The organism is Paracoccus aerodenitrificans (assembly GCF_027913215.1).
In the GTDB taxonomy this organism is placed as follows: Bacteria; Pseudomonadota; Alphaproteobacteria; order Rhodobacterales; family Rhodobacteraceae; genus Paracoccus; species Paracoccus aerodenitrificans.
This window is the reverse complement of sequence record NZ_CP115784.1, coordinates 2,933,978-2,952,900: the sequence shown is the minus strand read 5'-3', so window position 1 is coordinate 2,952,900 and position 18,923 is coordinate 2,933,978. Positions and strand designations below refer to the sequence as shown.

The following is an 18,923-nucleotide window of genomic DNA, read 5'->3' as shown; positions in this document are numbered from 1 at the left end:
AGCCGGTGATGCCGCAGCCTATTGCGCTGTCTGCGGTTCCTCTGCCGGATCGGTGGGTTCCTGAAAGCTGAAGATCTGCCGCCAGTCATCTTTCATGCTGATCAGATGCCAGCCCTGCGCATCGGCCTCATCCAGGCCGCGATCCAGCCTGCCGGCCAGTGAGTCGCGGTCATAGGCCACGGCACGTTCGCCATCGTCATGATGCACGATCATGCCCAGACCGGGCCGGGTCCCGTCAAGCGCCCATTCCAGCATCTCGAAATCGCCGTCCGAGTTCCCGAAAACCGCGATCGGCTTGCGTCCGATATGGCTGGCGATCCCGATCGGCTTGCCGCCGTGATCGTTGATAAAGGTCACTTCTCCCTGCCGAATGACGGCGGGCACACCGTCGCGTTCCTCCAGCACCAGCTTCAGTTCGCTGCCCACGACCTGCTCGGGCGGGATGCCATAGAGTTCTTCGCTGATCGCGCGGATAAACTCGACCCCGCCACCCGAGACGATGAAGGTCTTGAAGTCATTCTCCCGCAGATAATCCAGCAGTTCGACCATCGGCACAAAGGTCAGATCCGCGTAAGGCTGTCCATAATCCGGGTGATTTGTCTGATGCAGCCACTGGCCGACCTCGGCACGAAAATCTTCCGGGACATAGTCGCCATGCGTTTCGGCAATCAGCTTCATCAGCGCTTCCGATCCGCCTGCCGCGATGCCTTCCAGATCATCATTCAGGACTGAGCTGAAAGGCTCCTGCTCCTGCCATTCGGGATGATCTCCTGCCTTGGCCTTGATCTGATCGAGCGCGAAGGCAAGCTGAATATAATAGGGCTGCTCGCTCCACAACGTGCCGTCATTGTCGAATACGGCGATCCGTTCCGGTGCCCGAACGAAATCCTCGCTGTCCTCATCCGTGACGGTTTCGACAAAGGAAATTATGGCGGCTTTGCGAGGGCTGTCAGTCCAGGACGGCAGAACCTCCTGCGCAGCGAGGGGCGTGGCGACAGTCAGAAGAAACGCAGAGAGATGAAAAGGCTTGAGCATGATCGGGCCTCCGGGAGGGATGATAATCTGAGGCTAGTCTAGCAATGTCTGATCGGCTTGGGCAATTCGGTCGCACTGATGCGCGAAAATACCGCCAGCTTACCGGACGCGCTGCTGTCATAGCGCAGTTTGCCAACCCTTATCATGCAATTGCCCGCCGGAAGCGGCGGGCAATCTGTCTTCAGTTTCGGGCCAAACTCAGCCTTCGGCGCATTCGGCAAGTTGCTCCGAGGTCGGGCCATTCGGCGTCCGGCCCAGGTTATAGGGGGCCGAGGCGTCGCGCCATTTTGCGTAATCCTCAAGATACTGGACCATGCTCAGATAGACCTTGGCCGAGTTGGGGTTCTCGCAGGCGGTCTCGACGATGGTTTCGTTGGCCAGCGTCTGGATCTGCTCAAGTGCCGCATCTTCATAGCGGTTGATCTCGACAGCCTCGTCGAAAGCGGCATAGGCTTCGGTTGCACGCTTTTCGGTGAAGGCCAGCGACCATAGCATTGTTGCATCAGCAGCGATGCGCAGTTTTTCCTGCGTTTCGGGCGACAATGCGTCCCATGCAGACTTGTTGATCATTACACCGAAGGCCGATGCAGACTGGTGCCAGCCCGGAGTTGCCCAATACCCGGTGACCTGATCGAAGCCTCCCGAAAGGTCTGCGTTGGGGGTCGAGAACTCCGCCCCGTCGATCACGCCGCGCTCAAGCGACTGATAGATCTCACCTGCGGCCATCGACACCTGATTGCCGCCCAGTTTTTCAAGCAGACGGCCCTGTTCCAGCCCGGACAGACGCAGGCGCTTGCCCTGAAGGTCTTCCAGCGTGACGATCGGTTCCAGCGTACGGAAGCCGGATTCGTTGTTGGTCACGCCGAAGGGCAGATACATCATGCCGAAATTGCCGTAGATTTCCTCATACAGCTCACGGCCGCCCCATTCCTGGATCCAGTTGACATAATCCACTGCGTTGAACAGCGCCGGTGTGGTGGACAGGGGCGAGAAGGCAGGATCGCGACCGGCCCAATAGCCCGGCCAGTCACCGCCAGCCTGAATCGTGCCGGATTCGACCGCGCCGAACACCTCGCCTGCGGGGACAAGTGCGCCGCCTTCGAAGAATTCGATGGTCAGCTCGCCCTCGGTCAGCTTGTTGGCCAGTTCGACGAAATGCTTGTCGGTCTCGATCAGTTCAAGCGAGGACGGCCAGGTCGAGGTCATCGTCCAGGTTTCCTGCGCGAAAGCGGGCGCGGCAAGCGACATCGCGGTCGTAACGGCCAGCATTGTTGGCTTCATGGTCATTTGGTTTCTCCCTATTGAATTATGTCACGTCGAATACAGAACTTCCGGCAGCCACGTGACAAGCGACGGAATAAGCGCAACCAGCACACACATCAGCACAATCAGCGCGATAAAAGGCAGAACCCCGCGGATGATATGGCCCGTGCGCACCTCGCGAGGCGCAATGGCGCGCAGATAGAACAGCGCGTAGCCGAATGGCGGCGTCAGGAACGATGTCTGCAGAACGACAGCCATCAGCACGACGAACCACAACAGGCTGATCCCCTCCATCTCCTGCACGATGGGCAGGAAGATCGGGAAGGACAGAAGCACGATCCCGGTCCAGTCCAGGAAAGCGCCAAGAATGAACACGATGATCATCATCATGGTGATCAGCAGCCACGGCGCCATGTCCAGCCCCCGGATGATCTCCTGCGTGGCACGCAGACCCCCAGTGATGTTGAACACGCCGGTAAATGCGGTCGCGCCCACCACGATGAACAGGATCATCGCCGAGGTCCGCCCGGTTTCCAGAAGCGCACCATAGAAGGTCCGCCACTCGAACTTGCCCCGCGCGATCACGATCAGCAGTGCCAATATGGCACCGATGGCCGATGCTTCGGTCGCAGTCGCAATCCCGGCCAGAAGTGAGCCGAGAATGCCGAAGATCAGCACCAGCGGCGGCAGCGCCTCGACCAGCAGCATGCGCATAAGCTGTCCGCTTGGCAGTTTTTCGTCGGGCTCTACCGCCGGTGCCAGATCAGGGCGCAGGACCGAGATGATATAGACATAGATCGCATAGCTGACGCCCAGAAGAAGGCCGGGGATCATCGAGCCGGCAAACAGTTCACCAACGGAAAGCGGGGAATAGCTCGCCATCAGGATCAGCATGATCGAAGGCGGGATCAGAATGCCCAGACAGCCCGAGGCGGCAATGACGCCGGTGGTCAGGGTCGGCGCGTATCCGTATTGCAGCATCGGCCGCAGCGCCATGACGCCCATCACGGTGATGGATGCGCCGATCACGCCGGTCGTTGCCGCAAGCAGGATCGAGATGAACACAACCGCAAGCGCCAGCCCGCCGCGCACCCGCGACAAAAGCAGGCGCAGCGTCTCGAACATCCTGTCAGTCACCCCTGAATCTGACAGGAACCTTGCCATCAGCACGAACAGGGGAACGGCGATCAGGACATAGTTTTCCAGGACCTCGCCATAGATGCGGTTGATCACCACGCCCAGAACCATGCTCTTGCCGGAAATCACTGCCGAAAGCACGGCGGTACTTCCCAGCACGAAGGCCAGCGGATGCCCCATGAACAGGCCCAGCAGAAGCAGGCCGAACATCATCAATGCGATATATTCAGGGCTCATTCCGCGGCCTCCTGCGGGGTATTCGGATCGTTCAGGATCAGTTTGAGCACCTCGGACACGCCTTGCAGAAGCAAAAGCGCGGCGGCAAGGCACATGGCCATCTTCAGCGGATAGACCGGAAGCTGAACCGCACCATAGGTCACCTCGCGCTGCGCCAGCGATGTCGCGGCGAAATCCCATGACCGGCGGGTAAAGACCCAGGCGAAGGGGAAGAAGAAGATCAGATAGCCAAAGATATCGACGATCCGCTGAGTCCCGACGCTGAAGCGCTCGGTCAGGATGTCCACTCTGACATGCGCCTTATGCCGCAGCGCATAGCCACCCAGCATGATGAAGTAAAATCCGTAAAGCTGTTTTGATACATCGAATGCCCATCTCGTGGGCTCGTTAAAGACATATCGCATGACGACGTCATAGATGATGACAAGCGCGAAAACGAATGCGAGCACTGAAACGATTCTGCCGACGATCTCATTCAGTCCGTCTATAAAACGGATGATCATCCCGCTCTCCCTGTAGGTTTCTTATTCTGCGGGGATAGAACCACCACCCGGCGCGGTTTTCAAACAAATTTAGGATAGATTCCGAAGACGCAACGAGTTGACCAAGCGTCATCGGCTTAAACCGTTATCCTTCTTGAACCGCGCAAGCCTTGTCAGCGTGGCGTCTCGCCATGCGCGGCGGCTGGCCAGATCGCTTTCGGGCAATGTCTGGCGGCAGACCTCTCCGGCGCGGGTGATGCTGTCCGGGTCCCACGGCTTCGGGCTGCGCTGCGTTGCCATGTTGTAATACATGCCGCCCAGACGTTCCGCATAATCGACGATGCCTTTCGGTGCATTCAGGTCGATTGTCTCGAACGGCCCCATGAAGGCCCAACGCAGCCCCAGCCCATGAGCGACGGTCGCATCGATATCCTCAAGCGTCGCATAGCCTTCCTCATAAAGAGCCCATGCTTCATTCAGCAGCGCCCCCTGCAGACGGTTCAGCACGAAACCGTCGATTTCGCGGGTAAGGCTGACCGGCACCTGCCCGACATCTTCCATGATCGCGCGGGTCTGCGTGACAACCTTTGGGTCGGTCCAGGGGGCGGGAACCAGTTCGACCACCGGAACCAGATGCGGCGGATTCACCGGATGCGCGATCAGGAAGCGCGTGCGGTTCCGGCAGTTTTCGGTAAAGCGCGAGGCCGGAATCCCCGATGAGGACGACCCCACCATCGCATCCGGAGACATCGCCGCGTCGATGGCAAGGCTCACATCGGTCTTGGTTTCGACCGTTTCAAAGACGGATTCCTGAATATATCCGGCATCGCTGACAGCCTGTTGCAGTTCCTCGCAGACCGTCAGCCGCGCAAGAACGCCTGCGCCGTCATCTATCAGCCCCTCGGCGGCAAGCTCTGGCACAGAGTCCTCTGCCCACTGCATGAAACCATCGCGGATCGCCTCGCTCGGGTCATGAATGCGGACCGTATATCCCGCCCGTGCAAACACAAGCGCCCAGCCTGATCCGACGAGGCCGGCTCCGATAATGGCGACGTTCTTCTGTTCCGACATGTGCCCCCCTTATGCGCAGATCCTTCAATTACGCGCAGTAGAGCGGATCGGGGGCGCATAATGCAAGCTGCTTGTGCTGCGCATGCGGAGATGGGGTTAAGCCTTTCGGATGGCTCCGGAGGTCAATCTTAACTCGGGAACGGTCTAATAGGAAATCTTCGCAAGCCCGCGAAGCTCATCGGCTGTCGTGGCCGGGAAGCCGAAGAATTCGAGATAAGCCGGGATCTGTTCGAACAGCATATCCGTCCCGATCTGGGTCTGGCAGCCGCGGGCGCTTGCGGCGGCGAGGAAGGCGGTCTCTTCGGATTTCATGACCACCTCGCCGACAAAACTGGACGGGTTCAGCCGTCCGACCTGCAGCGGCATCGGATCTCCGGGGTTCATGCCAAGCGGCGTTGCGTTTACCACGATATCATAGCCCGCCGGATCGTTGCTGCCGGTGGTGACGCTCAAGGACGGATAGGCGTCACGCAGCCGTCCCGCCAGACCGTCTGCCGAAGCCTCGTTGATATCGTAGATCCCAAGAGAGGTCGCCCCGGCCCCGGCAAGCGACGCCGCGATGGCGGAACCGACCCCGCCTGAACCGACGACAAGCGCAGAAGCACCCTCGGCCCGGCGGCCCTTGCGCTGCATGCCGCGCACGAAGCCCTCGCCGTCGAACATATCCCCGATCAGCCGCCCGTCAGCATCGCGGCGCAGCGCATTGCACGAGCCGCAGATACGGACTGCGGTACTGGCTTCATCCAGCAGACCGGCCATGCTGACCTTATGCGGCATGGTGATCAGCGCACCGGCGAAATTGCGCAGCCGGGACAGCAGCCGGATGAAATCGGGGAAATCCTCTGGCTCACAGCCCATCGGGACGACCACCGCGTCAATCTCCCGTGCCTCGAACCACGGGTTATAGATCATCGGAGCCTTGAAGCTTTCCGTCGGCACGCCGATATGGCCGAGCAGTTTCGTATGTCCTGAAATCATGGGAACTCCGCTTGTGGTCAGGCGCGGGGGATGGTCTTGCCGCGCAGCAATCGTTTCAATGCGGCAATGCGGAACGGAGCATTTGCCGCGCCATAGCCGTCATAACCGCCGCGCCGCTCGACGATTTCGAAGAACAGCCCGCCCTGAAGAGGCTGGCCGTAAAATTGCAGGAACTCTCCGCCCCGGTCATCGGCTTCATAGAGGATATTCCAGCGTTGCAGTTGCTCAATCCGGTCATCCGGCAGACCGTAACGTGCCTGAAGATCGTGATAGTAATTCTCGGGGATGGCCAGCACCTGAAATCCGGCATCTTCCATCGCTTGCGCGGAAGCAAGAATATCGCGTGAAGCAAGCGCGATATGCTGCACCGCGGATCCCATCGAATCCGCCAGGAACCCTCCGGCAAGCGTGCGATGCGATTGTGCGCCGTTTAGCGTGATCCGGGTCCCCCCATCGGGCGAGGCGATGGCCTGACTGCGGACCAAACCGTCAGGATCGACGACATCCAGCATGGGCCGCTGCTCCATATCGAAGATAGAGCCGTAAAACAGCGCCCAACTGAGCATCTCATCGTAATTCATCGTCTCGGCGATGTGATCGACCCGTGTCAGGCCGAAATCCCTTTCGGTCTCGCCGGTTCGGGTGAATTCGATGTCCCAGACATCGTCCAGCCCGCTTTTCTCATCGATGAAATGCAGAACCGAGCCGCCAACGCTGCGGATTGCCGGAATGTCCAGCTCCTCGGGGCCGAGAGGCTGGCCGAACAGCGTCGCATCAAGCGCCGCCGCGCGGGCCACGGTTGCCTGCGCATCCGAAACCCGTAGCCCCAGATCGCAGACCCCGGTGCCGTGATTCAGAAAGAAACTATGCGCAAAGCCGGTCGGCTCGGTGTTCAGCACGATGCGGATATCGCCCTGACGCCACACGGTCACGGATTTATTGCGGTGCTGCGCGTCGCGGCGGAAACCCATCTGGCCAAGCGCGGTTTCCAGCAGCGGGGCCTCCTGCGGGTCGGATGCGAATTCGATGAACTCGATCCCCTCGACCCGGATACGCCCGGGGATCTCGGGCAGATCGACCTTCAGCGCAGGCTCTGCGCAGCGCACCTGATCCATCAGCCAGATCAGAGAACGATGGCCGTCCCGCGCGATGCCCTCGGGACTGCCGCCCCGGAACTGGTCGTTGAAGATTTCCAGCGAAAGCGGGCCGTCATAGCCCGTGGCCGTAACGGCACGCATGAAATCGACCACGGCGAGATCGCCTTCTCCGGGCATATTGCGGAAATGCCGCGACCAGTACAGCAGATCCATCTCGATCAGCGGGGCGTCGGCAAGCTGGACGAAAAAGATCTTGTCGCCGGGGATGCGACGAATGGTCTCGGGGTCGATCCGGCGACCGAGGCTGTGGAAGCTGTCGAGGATCAAACCGAGCGCGGGATGATCAGCGCGGCGCACGATTTCCCATGCGTCGCGATGATCGTTGACATGGCGGCCCCAGGCAAGCGCCTCATATCCCAGTCGGATGCCGCGTTCCGCCGCGATCCCGGCCAGTTCGGCCAGATCGTCGGCGGCGCGGTCGATCCCGCCCATCGCCTGCGGGTGAACCGATGAGCAGATCAGCATCTGTTCTGCCCCCAGATCCGCCATCAGGTCGAATTTATGCCGGGCGCGGTCGAAGGCGCGGGTGCGGAGCGGTTCGGGCAGCCCCTCGAAATCGCGGAAGGGCTGATACAGCATCACCTCAAGCCCGTGATCCCGGATCATCTGGCCGACCTCGCGCGGGCTGGCGGCATCCTGCAGGAAATCCTGTTCGAAGATCTCCAGCCCGTCGAAACCGGCCTTTGCGATTGCCGCCAGCTTTTCGCGCAGCGTACCGGCAATCGAAACCGTTGCGATCGAGGTTTTCATCGCCTTGCTCCTTAAGCGCCCGAACCGGGGGCGTTGGTGTCGTCACCGGCCTTGGGCAGGCCCGCCTTGCGCCGCCAGCGTTTCCAGATCGGAGTCTGGCTGACGAAGATCAGTACAACCATTGCGAACAGGATAAGGGAAAGCGGGCTGGTCAGGATACCCTTGAACATGGCCAGCAGGCTGCCCTGTTCGGAAATGATCGCGCGTCGCCAGTTTTCATCCAGCAGCCGCGACAGGATCACCCCGAGGATCACCGGGCCAAGCTGATATCCATGGGATTTCATGAAATATCCCAGAACACCGAACGCCAGCATCCAGTACACATCGGTGATCGAGTTGTTCACCGCATAAGCACCGACAATGGACAGCAGCAGGATCAGCGGGATCAGCACGGTGCGCGGCATTTCCACGATCTTGGTGAAGATGCGGATGCCGGTCAGGCCGAAGATCAGCATGAAGATATTCGCCAGAACCAGTGCGCCGGTGATGAACCAGAACATCTGAGGCTGCTCGATCATCAGCATCGGGCCGGGATTGAGGCCGTGAATATACAGCGCTCCGATCATGATTGCCGTCACTGCATCGCCCGGAATGCCCAGTGTCAGCATCGGGATGAAAGCTCCGCCCACCGCCGCGTTATTCGCGGTTTCCGGGGCGACCAGCCCTTCCTTCGCGCCTTTGCCGAAGGGAACCTCGGGGTTCTTGGTGACGCGCTTGGCGTGGTCATAGGCCATCAGCGCGGCAATATCTCCGCCCGTGCCCGGCAATGCGCCGATCACCACCCCGATAGATGAGGTCTGAAGCGACAGCGGAAGATATTTGCGGACCGAGGCGAAGCTGGGAACGATGCGGGTAATGGTTTGCTTGACCGCCGCTTTATCGACATGGTGAAGCTGGGCAAGTGCCTCGGCCACGCCAAACATGCCGATCATCACGGCGATGAAGCTGATCCCGCCCCAAAGCTGGGTGAAGCCGAAGGTGAAACGTTCCTCGGCGGTCAGAGGGTCCATCCCTACAGTCCCAATCAGCAGCCCCATCGCGCCGCAGAAAATACCCTTCACAAGGCTTTCTCCGGACAGCGAGCCGACCAGCAGAATGCCCAGAATGGCCAGCAGCATGAAGTCGCGCGGCTGGAAGGTCAGGGCGAATTCGCTGACCGTCGGGGCTGCTGCCGCAAGCACGGCGATGCCGATCAGCCCGCCGACAAAGGACATCACGGTCGAGACGCCGATTGCTTCCCCCGCACGCCCCTGCTGCGCCAGCGGATAACCGTCCATCGCGGTTGCAATCGCCGAGGGTGCTCCGGGAATATTCAGCAGAATTGCGGTGCGCGACCCGCCATAGACGCCGCCCATGAAGATGCCGACCATCAGGCACAGCGCCGGATAGACATCCCATGTGAAGGTGAAACCGATTAGGATCGACACGGCCATTGTCACGGAGAGCCCCGGAATGGCGCCGACATAGACCCCGGCAAATGTCCCCGCCGCGACCAGAAACAGCAGTTTCAGGTCCAGCCACGGGGTCAGGAAATAACCGAACGCTTCCATCACTCAGCCCCTCCGAACATGTTTCCGATAGCGCCGAGGATCTCTCCTTCTGGCACGATCCCGGCGGGCATCAGAACGGTAAAGACCAGCCGGAAGATGATATAGATGCAGATCAGCGAGCACAGAGAGACGATCACGGCGAAGCCAAGCCCTCCGCGCCGCAGATAGAGAATCGACAAGATCAGAAACAGCAGCGAGGTGGGCAGGAAGCCCAGAGGCACCAGCAGAACCGCATAACCTGCGATCATCAGCATCATGACGATGACGACCGGCGGCAGGATATCCCGCAGGAAACTGCTTTGCTCGTCAGCGGGTTCGCGGAAATGCGCCAGCAGGATCAGGCCCGAACTGACCACCATCGCAAATGCTACCGCCATTGGCAGCGCTCCCGGAGAGCTGAGCGATTCGAACCCGGAAATCAGGTAAGCCTGCCATAAGAGGATCAGGCTGATCGAGAAAAGAATGAAGTTGAATACCAGCTCGCCGGCGCTTCGTTTAGCTTTGTCATGCATGACCGTTCCTCCCGACCGATCAGAATGGAGCCCGTCCCGGCAGGTGGCCGGGACGGTGCGACATGTCGCGGCGTTTCGCCTTACGGGCGGGGGATGCCGAATTCTTCGGGCGAGACCTTGGCCAGACCCGCATCCTGGATCAGCCATGTGGTCAGGGACTGCCATTTATCCAGGAAGTCCTGTGCCTCGTCGCCAGAGATGCTTTCGATGACATAGCCACGATCGCCCATCAGCTTGACGAAATCCTCGCTTTCGGCACCTGCCGCATAGGCCTCGGTCAGCTTGGCGACGACATCCTCGGGCGTTCCGTTCTTGACGAACACACCGAAGAATGGACCCCAGGGCAGGTAATCTGCATATTCCGGGTTGGTTTCTCCCAAAGCCGGTACATCGGGCAGGGCGTCACTGGGTGCGTTGTCGATCAGCGAAATCGCCTTGACCCGGCCACCGCGGATCGGCTCGATCGCCGCGCCGAGAACGGCTGGCAGCACATCCACCGCGCCGCCCTGAAGCGCCGTCAGCGCCGGGCCGTCGCCGTCATAGGGGACTTCGGTCACGGGAATTTCGGTCTGCGAGCGCAGCAGGGCCGTCACCACCGAGGGCACGCCGCCCGGTCCGGTCGAGCCGAATTTCACCTCATTCGGATTGGCCTGAATATATTCGACCATCTCGGCGAAGGTGTTGAAAGGCGCGTCGTTATTCGCGACCAGCACCGGAACGCCACGGGCAAGGATATTGACCGGGGTAAACTCGGAATAGTCGATATCGCCCAGACCCATTACCTTGTAAAGAAGCGGGTTTTCCGCGCCCATAAGCAGGGTGTAACCGTCGGCTTTCTGGGCGAAGGCGAACTTGGTCGCGATGGCACCGACGCCGCCGGTCATGTTCTGCATGACGACCGTACCGCCCAGAACCTCTTCGGCATGAGGGGTCACGGTCCGCATTACCGTATCGGTCGAACCGCCCGCGCCCCACTGAATAATCCCCCTGATCTCTTTCGAGGGATAGTCCTGCGCAAAGGCTGACGTAGCGGAAACCGCAGTCGTGACCAACAGCGCGGCGGTGAATTTCGAAAATCTATATGTCATGTTTTGCTCCCTTGCCGCCGGGAAAACGGGCGGCCTCCATAAACTCATTCTCTGTTAACTAATCCTTTACCGCAAATACCAATTTTCCACTGTCGTTAACATCGTGTTAATAAGAGGGCTCTATCGGGATGGTTTCGCCTGTTCCCAGGGCCGGGATTCGGTTGCTCTTTGCAGTTCACGCCGCAATTGTGCGATGGCGTATTCGGCGAAGCCGGACAGAACGCGTCCGTTCTTGGTGACGATGTAAATCGTGATCGGTGCTTCCTCGACCAGCGACAGGCGGACGACACCGGGCATATACAGCTCTGCCACCGAAAACTCGTCGATCACCGCGACACCAAGCCCGTGACGCACCAGGCTGACCACAGTCTGCGCGAACCGGCCTCGCATGGAATAGCGCACCGGCAGACCCGCATCCTGCAACGGCTTGGCGCAGGCCGCGCCATAGGGGTCGCCGGGATCGACGCCGATCATTGGAAACCGTACCAGATCGTGAACCGAGACACTGGCCTGATTTGCCAGCTCATGCCCCTCTGGTACGATGGCGGCGATCCGCCCGGTCGCCGCGATTTCATTACTGATCCCGGCATTATCGACCGCAGCGCTCATCATCACGAACTCGCCGCGCTCCAGCATCAGGTAATCGACCATTTCCTCGATCTTCAGAATGTTCAGGTCGATGAACAGATCGGGATAGCGATGCCGCACACCCCGCACCGCCCGTGCCGCGATGAACTGCGCCACTGAGGGGGCCGAGGCAAATGACAGATCCGCCGCCTCGCCCCGCTGCAATGATTGCAGCGCCCGGTTGAGGTTCTCGACACCGTTATAGACGCGGCCGATCTGATCGAAGATCGCCGAGGCCTCGGTCGCGGGAACATAGACGCCGCTGCGCCGTTCGAACAGGCGCAGCCCGAGCGATTCCTCGGTATGTTTCACAAGCCTGCTGATCCCCGGCGGAGACACGTTGAGAATCCGTGCCGCCCCGCTGATCGTGCCGCTGAGCATCACAGCGCGGATTACCTCGATCTGTCGCAGAGTAAGTTGATGCATCGGCGCACCCCGGCGAAAACTGACTTACCGATCCTGCCACATGCCGGAGAGGGCAGCCACAGCCTATCGGCGGGGTTGTTCGTATCCATTGATTCGGTCTGGTCAAATCGGTCTTGGCGCACCAATCTGACCGGTAGCCCGCTTTCGCTAACCGCTTTGCAAGCCGACATGAATTAACATCCAAGAGGATAACAATGCGTTTTCATCACAAGAGCATCACCGCCGCACTGGCCGGTTCCATTGCCCTGACTCTGGCGGGTGCCGTCGCCGCGCAGGATGCGGAACAGATCAATACATTGTCGGGAAATATCGAAGACAAGGTGATCGAGTGGCGACGCGATATTCACCAGAATCCGGAACTCGGGAATCAGGAAACCCGGACCGCTGCTCTGGTCGCGGAACATTTGCGGGGTCTCGGCTATGAGGTCACAGAGAATGTCGGCGTCACTGGCGTGGTCGCTGTGCTGGAGGGCGGAGGCCCCGGCCCGGTCGTCGCGCTCCGCGCCGATATGGATGCGCTTCCCGTTGCCGAGCAGACCGACCTTCCCTTCGCCTCGACCGTAACGACCGAGTGGGGCGGAAATGAGGTCGGCGTCATGCATGCCTGCGGACATGACGCTCATGTCGCCATGCTGATGGGCGCGGCAGAGGTGCTGGCGGGGATGCGCGAGCAATTGAACGGCACTGTGAAGCTGATTTTCCAACCCGCCGAAGAGGGTATCCCGGATGCAGAGCTTGCGGGGGCGCGTGCCATGCTGGCCGAGGGCGCGTTCGACGCGCCAAAGCCGGATGCGATCTTCGCGCTGCATATGGCGACGGATATCCCGACCGGCACGATTGGCTGGCGGTCCGGGCCGATTCTGGCGTCGTCGGATACGTATGACCTGACGGTGACCGGAAAGCAGACACATGGTGCGGTTCCGTGGGCCGGGATCGATCCCATTGTCATCGGCGCACAGATCGTGACGGCGTTCCAGACCATCGTCAGCCGACAGATCGACCTGACTAAGCAGCCTGCCGTGGTGACCGTCGGGACATTCGATGCCGGAACCCGTCATAATATCGTACCGGGCGAGGCCGTGATGACCGGCACGGTGCGCACCTATGATGAAGAGATGCGCAGTTTCATCAAAGAGCGCATGGCGTCGCTGGCCACAAATATTGCCGAAGCAAGCGGCGGTTCTGCCGCTCTGAACTTCAGCCCCGGCGCCTACGCGACGACGGTAAACGATCCCGACCTTACCGCAGCCATGATTCCTTCTCTGAACAAGGTTGAGGGCGCAACGCCTCTGGAAATCGGCAAACTGACGCCTTCCGAGGATTTCTCATTCTATGCGCAGGAAGTACCGGGCCTGTTCATGATGCTGGGTGCGACACCGGCCGATGCCGACCCGGCGACTGTTGCCCCAAATCATTCGCCGAATTTCCGGATTGATGAAGCAAGTCTGGTGGTGGGCGTCCGCGCATTGGTAACGCTGACGGTGGATTACATGAACATGAACTCATGAAGTCTGTTTTGACAGTGAAGGGGAACAGGGACGGGAATGCCCTGTTCCCCTTCACTACGGACGCGAAGATCTTCGTATCTGATCGAGCATAGCCTCCTTCAGATACGGATCTTCTTTCATAAAAAAAATGCATTGACCAAAGCTGATTTCGATACTTTCCAAAGATAATGAGGATGTTTCTCCGTCCTCTGTCCTCTCGTAAGAGCCCGCCTTTTCTGACACTGGCAGCTCATCCGGAATCGTGTTCGGCGCTCAATTCTGCTTGATCGATAGGCGGAAACACCGAAGCATTTCCCGGAATCTGGCCTGATCGCTGTACATTCATTGCCAGACCAAAGTATGTCAGGGCGAGATGCGCTGTAGCCCGGTCAGTGAAGAGGCTGATAAAAAAGAAGCTGCTTTCCGAGCTCCAGGATTCGACCGATGAATATAAGGAAACTGGCAGAACATATGGCAGCAGAAAGCCCCGATCTGAGCTCGCGATATTCAAGCCACCTGAATTACGGCTCTTCAGATGTCGTGACCGAGCCTGTTCCACCAGAGCTGGATGGTCGGATAGAAAAGTTCGACAAGACCCGGCTCGTTGGCTGGGCGACAGATTCCGGACCACCGTTGCGAATGACGGTGTTCATAGACGGTGATCCGGAAATTGAATTCCTTGCGAATGGGACTCGACCCGATGTCGAGGCGGCTGGACGCGGTCCGCGGGAAAGCGGCTTCAACATTGCGCTGCCTCGCTATCTTCAGAACGGATATGCGCATACGCTTGAAGTCAGGGTTAAGGGAAGCGAACAGCAGCTTAACGGAAATATTCTGAAAATTGAGGGTATCGAGCCGAAAGACCGCGCGGCCGAGCGGTCCTCCTCACATGAGGGCGTCGCGTTCTTCGACCCAGATCAGCAAGCCATCTCTGGTTGGGCGACGAGGGTTACATGGGTTACCGTGCGGTTCGATGCGGATCGTGAGGTGATCGTACCACTCGATCGCGAAGTGCCGGGTTTGGGCGGTGGGGTGCTTTCGGGGTTTTCCTATCCCGTGCCTCACTATTTGCGAGATGGCAAGAAGCACAAGGCGATTGTCAGATTCGGCGATACCGAAATTGACCTGAATTGCTCTCCGGTCAGTTTTGCCTGTCTGCCGCAGGTGGTCTCGGTCGAACTGACAGGCCAGACAGGGCGTAATGCACAGTTCCGCGTTTTTTCTCATAATGAGATCCAGCAGGATGCCGCGCTTGTTGCCCGGATGGGGGGAGCGAAACTTCATCAGCGCCCGTTGCCCGATGGGATCGAGCTTGATCTGCCGGAGGACGGCGGGGAACTGGTGTTCGAAACCGTGGCGGGTGAACGCGTCGCGGGGTTTATCTGCCAGGCAGGTGTGTTGATCCGGCAGTCACAGCCCGCTCTCCCGGAAGACAGGCTGATGTCACCAGAGGCGCTTGAGCTTGCGCAGACCGCTTTCGATGCGTTCTGCGAACAGCCGGATTTCAGGTTTGACCCGGATTGGTATCGGCAGGCTGATCCGCAGGCTGCCGATACAGACGATATCAGACAGCTTATCCGGCTTTATCGGCAAAGCGGTGCCCGTCGCGGTGTCTCACCCAACCCGCAATTCGACGAACATGCGATGCGCAACGCGGCACCTGTGCTGGCGGATCTTGTTGCGCAGGGCAAATTGCCATGTCTGTTTGCTCTGGAACTCGCGCTCGGCGAGAATGTTCTGTCGGGCTTCAGCCATCTTCCGCCCCGGCTTCAGGCAGTGCTTGCGGATGATCCGGCATCAGTACCGGATAATCTGACTGAAAGGATGACGCTGACCCGCTCCCCACGACGGACGCCCGCAGCCGCACTGGACCGGTCGAGTTCCGGTTGCATTTATACCGCCTGGGTATCACGGCTGATCGCTGAGCAGGACCAATCCCAAGAGATTGCCGATGACGACAATGCCTTAATGGCAGAAATCGCTTCGACTGCGCTGCTGCGTGAGCCTCTGGTGTCGGTTATCATGCCAAGCTGGAACCGGGCCTACACGATCGGTGAGGCGATCCAGAGCGTTCTTGACCAGAGCTATCCCAACTGGGAGCTGATTATCTGCGACGATGCATCGACGGATCACACCGCCGAGGTGGTCCGAAGCTTCGACGATCCGCGAATCCGCTATAACAGGTTTCTGAAATCGAATGGTGCGGGTGCGCGCAACAAGGGGCTTCGGCATGCGCGTGGCGAGTTCATCGCCTATCTGGACAGTGACAATATCTGGCATCCGGGTTTCCTTGATCTGATGATCCGCAGATTATTGGGCAATCCGGGCAGCCAGATTGCGTTCAGCGGGTTCATCGACACTGAGACGGTCGGAGCCTCGGTAAAGCTGACCAGTATCTCCCGGCGCAGTTTCCGGCCGATATTCCTGTCGGGAAGAAACTTTGTTGACCTGAACAGTCTTGTTCATCACCGCAGGTTGTATGACTGGCTGGATGGTTTTGATTCACAATTGCCGCGTTTGCAGGACTGGGATCTTGTCCTGAGATATACCTCGGTTTTCCGTCCGATTTTCGTCAACCGGCTTGGTGTGTTCTATCGCCGCAATATTGCTTGGGGGCAGGTGACGCATCTTGAAATGCGCTCGAATGCGAGGTCGGTCGTGCTATCGAAGACCCGCGACCGACTGTCCGGGGATCACGTGCAATTGCGCTCCGGTAAAGAGCCGGTGCCACCGCTTACAGTCTTGCCAGTTCCCAATGGCGACGGGAATTTCCGCCCCCGCGATCTGCTGCTTGCCACAGCCCTTTCCGAAGCGGCATCTGAGGTCACGCCGACAGATCTGGTCCTGCCAAAGGACGCGCCGGTCCATCCAGAGCAATCGGATCAACTGGCAGTGCACCGCGCAGATGCCGAGGCGCTGCTGAACCCCGCCGCCGAGTTGGGGGACATGGCGTCGACCCGGCCGGTTCTCTGCGTTGGTGCTGCGCCCGGATCGGGAGAGGGTTATTTCGGTGGCCTTACCTATTTCATAGAGGCCAGCGTCGAAGGCGGCCAGTTCCGGAATCTCGACGATCGGCGCATTCTGTTTTCGACGGGTCCGGTGCCACTTCGCCTTCCGAATATTGTCAATGTCGGTCGCCGTGTTCTTTTGCTCGCAGAGGATGGCAGCGATTTTCTGCCATTCGCTGAGGCGGTCTCCGAAGGCGGAATTGAGGTTCTCGTGCCACCGCTTGGAGATGAAGGATGGCAGTTCTTTAGCGGCAATGGGCCACGGAAAGTTCAGCCCGACATGCGGGGAATCGCGCCGGAGATATCCGGGATTTCGCTGATTGTCTCGGTGTCCGAACCTGAACGGCTTTCCGCGCTTTCAAGGGCGATCCTTGCTGCGTGCCAATCGCAGGGGGTGCCGCTTCTGACGGTCGGGGATATCTCTCTCAGAACCGACGGCTTCGCCGAAGAGTGGATCAATGCCGGTGCGGCTCAACTCCTGTCCGATACGGAACCCGAGCACGTGGCGGAAGCGGTGTTGAGCAGTCTGCAAACGGGCGCCAAAGCAAAATCCAAGATGCGCGAGCAGGCGCGGCATTGTCATGCCGTTGCCGATCACCAGGCGCTGTTCGCTGAAAGGTTATTGCATCTTTGCCTTCGGGCAGCCTCTGATCGGCTGGTGACTGAACTGGTTTCGGATGATGATGCAAACGTCTGAACCCGTTCCACTGCTGATTGACGGTATCCTGATCTCAGCGCAGCGTCCTGTTTTGCGTTTGAGTGGCGGCACCGAACTGGAGACCGCTCCAGCGGCTACTGAGGGGCGGTTTCGTGTCTCGGATCCCCCCGCACGGTTTGACATGGTAAGCCCTGTTGGCCGGGTGGTTCATATCCGCCGTGGCGGATGGTCCGGCAGGGTGACATCCGTACTCGGCGGCGTGATCCTTGGAGACGCAAGGGATGAGATGAACCGGCAGCGGGATCTGACGGTCATCGCTGTCGCCCATGACCGTGTGGTCGCAAGGGCCATCGCAAGGCCCGCGGAGGGTGGCCGTTTCGTCATGGTTCTTCCGCCGGATATTACCGGCACTGGTCGCAGAACGGGACTTACCCTGGGTATTGCCGGGTCGGATCACGTGCTGGACGCCGGCCGCATCACTTTTTCACCGGCAGAGGCTTTCGCGGGTATCCGGCCTGCATATGACCGCTCGCTCGATCTGGCGATACGCATAAAAATCGCCGCGCCGGAGATCAGGGAGGCGCAGCAATGGGGCGATTATCATTATGCAATTTCGCTTGCCGCCGCATTGGAGCGAAATGGGGCCAGAGCGGTCGTCGATACAGCGGATAAATGGTATATCCAACCGTCGGATGAGGATGTGGTGCTGGTTCTGAGAGGCCGTCAGCCTGTTAAGCTGAGCCCCCGGGCCATCAATATCATGTGGATGATTTCGCACCCTGACCGCGTAAAGCCGGATGAATATTCGCGGTATGATCACGTCTATATTGCCTCGGATATTTTCAGCAGCAAGCTTGCCGATCAGGGTCTGGGCAACCTGTCCTGTCTGCATCAGGCGACCGATGCCACCGTTTTTCGCCGCGATGCACGGGTGCGGAAGCGTTTGCAGCGCGGGCTTTTCCTTGGCAGTTCCCGCCGTGAATACCGGACGATGGTGAAATGGGGGCTGAGCTCGAAACTGCCCTTTGATCTTTATGGCGGTGGCTGGGAGGGTGTCGTGCCTCCACAGATCCTTCGCGCAAGCTATGTCCGGAACGCCGATCTGCCTGATCTCTACAGCCGCTATGCGCTGCTTCTTAACGATCATTGGGAGACAATGCGGGAAAGCGGATTTCTGTCGAACAGGCTGTTCGATGGATCTGCGGTTGCATCTCCGATACTTACCGATAACGTCGCAGGGCTGTCAGAGGTTTTTGGTGACAATATAGCCGTCGCTTCGGATGCATCCGATTTTCGCACAAAGTTTGCAGATTGCCTGGCAGAGCCGCAATTTTGGCAGGAAAGGGCGAAACGCGCGCAGGAAATCGTACATAATGCCCATACAATGGATCACCGGGCGGCGGAAATGCTGCATATGATAAGACGTATCATGGCGCGGAGGCGGCTGTGACAGGGCA

The 18,923-nt window shown here is 59.3% G+C and carries 14 protein-coding genes; 3 read left to right on the top strand and 11 right to left on the bottom strand.

Annotated elements, in window-relative coordinates:
- Positions 1–18: 18 nt before the first annotated feature.
- The 11 genes from PAE61_RS15840 to PAE61_RS15790 all read right to left on the bottom strand — a co-directional run bounded on the left by PAE61_RS15840 (position 19) and on the right by PAE61_RS15790 (position 12,313).
- Complete coding sequence (locus PAE61_RS15840; protein WP_271113309.1) at positions 19–1,035, bottom strand: HAD family hydrolase; 1,017 nt, start codon at positions 1,033–1,035, stop codon at positions 19–21.
- Positions 1,036–1,233: 198 nt separating this feature from the next.
- Positions 1,234–2,322, bottom strand: a complete 1,089-nt coding sequence (dctP, locus tag PAE61_RS15835) for a TRAP transporter substrate-binding protein DctP (RefSeq protein ID WP_271113308.1) — start codon at positions 2,320–2,322, stop codon at positions 1,234–1,236.
- Between the two features lie 24 nt (positions 2,323–2,346).
- Complete coding sequence (locus PAE61_RS15830) at positions 2,347–3,672, bottom strand: TRAP transporter large permease (RefSeq protein ID WP_271113307.1); 1,326 nt, start codon at positions 3,670–3,672, stop codon at positions 2,347–2,349.
- Positions 3,669–4,175 (bottom strand): TRAP transporter small permease subunit, encoded by a 507-nt coding sequence (locus PAE61_RS15825; RefSeq protein WP_271113306.1) that lies wholly within the window; start codon positions 4,173–4,175, stop codon positions 3,669–3,671. Before PAE61_RS15825 ends, PAE61_RS15830 begins: the two co-directional genes overlap by 4 nt.
- 108 nt (positions 4,176–4,283) lie before the next feature.
- Positions 4,284–5,225 (bottom strand): 3-hydroxyacyl-CoA dehydrogenase, encoded by a 942-nt coding sequence (locus PAE61_RS15820; protein WP_271113305.1) that lies wholly within the window; start codon positions 5,223–5,225, stop codon positions 4,284–4,286.
- Between the two features lie 144 nt (positions 5,226–5,369).
- Entirely contained in the window at positions 5,370–6,203 is an 834-nt protein-coding gene (locus PAE61_RS15815) for a shikimate dehydrogenase family protein (RefSeq protein WP_271113304.1), read from the bottom strand.
- A 17-nt stretch (positions 6,204–6,220) separates the two neighbouring features.
- Positions 6,221–8,110, bottom strand: coding sequence for a bifunctional sugar phosphate isomerase/epimerase/4-hydroxyphenylpyruvate dioxygenase family protein (locus PAE61_RS15810; protein WP_271113303.1), 1,890 nt, complete (start codon positions 8,108–8,110; stop codon positions 6,221–6,223).
- A gap of 11 nt (positions 8,111–8,121) precedes the next feature.
- A complete protein-coding gene (locus PAE61_RS15805) occupies positions 8,122–9,660 on the bottom strand; it encodes a tripartite tricarboxylate transporter permease (protein ID WP_271115174.1) in 1,539 nt (512 codons plus the stop codon).
- A complete protein-coding gene (locus PAE61_RS15800) occupies positions 9,660–10,172 on the bottom strand; it encodes a tripartite tricarboxylate transporter TctB family protein (RefSeq protein WP_271113302.1) in 513 nt (170 codons plus the stop codon). The genes PAE61_RS15805 and PAE61_RS15800 overlap by 1 nt, the downstream gene beginning before the upstream one ends.
- Positions 10,173–10,252: 80 nt before the next feature.
- Positions 10,253–11,260, bottom strand: a complete 1,008-nt coding sequence (locus tag PAE61_RS15795; RefSeq protein ID WP_271113301.1) for a Bug family tripartite tricarboxylate transporter substrate binding protein — start codon at positions 11,258–11,260, stop codon at positions 10,253–10,255.
- Positions 11,261–11,380: 120 nt separating this feature from the next.
- Complete coding sequence (locus PAE61_RS15790; protein WP_271113300.1) at positions 11,381–12,313, bottom strand: LysR family transcriptional regulator; 933 nt, start codon at positions 12,311–12,313, stop codon at positions 11,381–11,383.
- Between the two features lie 194 nt (positions 12,314–12,507).
- On the opposite strand from PAE61_RS15790, the gene PAE61_RS15785 reads away from it, so the two are divergent.
- The 3 genes from PAE61_RS15785 (at position 12,508) to PAE61_RS15775 (ending at position 18,916) form a co-directional block, all read left to right on the top strand.
- Entirely contained in the window at positions 12,508–13,821 is a 1,314-nt protein-coding gene (locus PAE61_RS15785) for an amidohydrolase (protein WP_271113299.1), read from the top strand.
- A 423-nt stretch (positions 13,822–14,244) separates the two neighbouring features.
- On the top strand, positions 14,245–17,505 hold the full coding sequence (locus tag PAE61_RS15780; protein ID WP_271113298.1) for a glycosyltransferase family 2 protein: 3,261 nt from the start codon (positions 14,245–14,247) through the stop codon (positions 17,503–17,505).
- 142 nt (positions 17,506–17,647) lie between these two features.
- A complete protein-coding gene (locus PAE61_RS15775) occupies positions 17,648–18,916 on the top strand; it encodes a glycosyltransferase family protein (RefSeq protein ID WP_271113297.1) in 1,269 nt (422 codons plus the stop codon).
- Positions 18,917–18,923 lie beyond the last annotated feature (7 nt).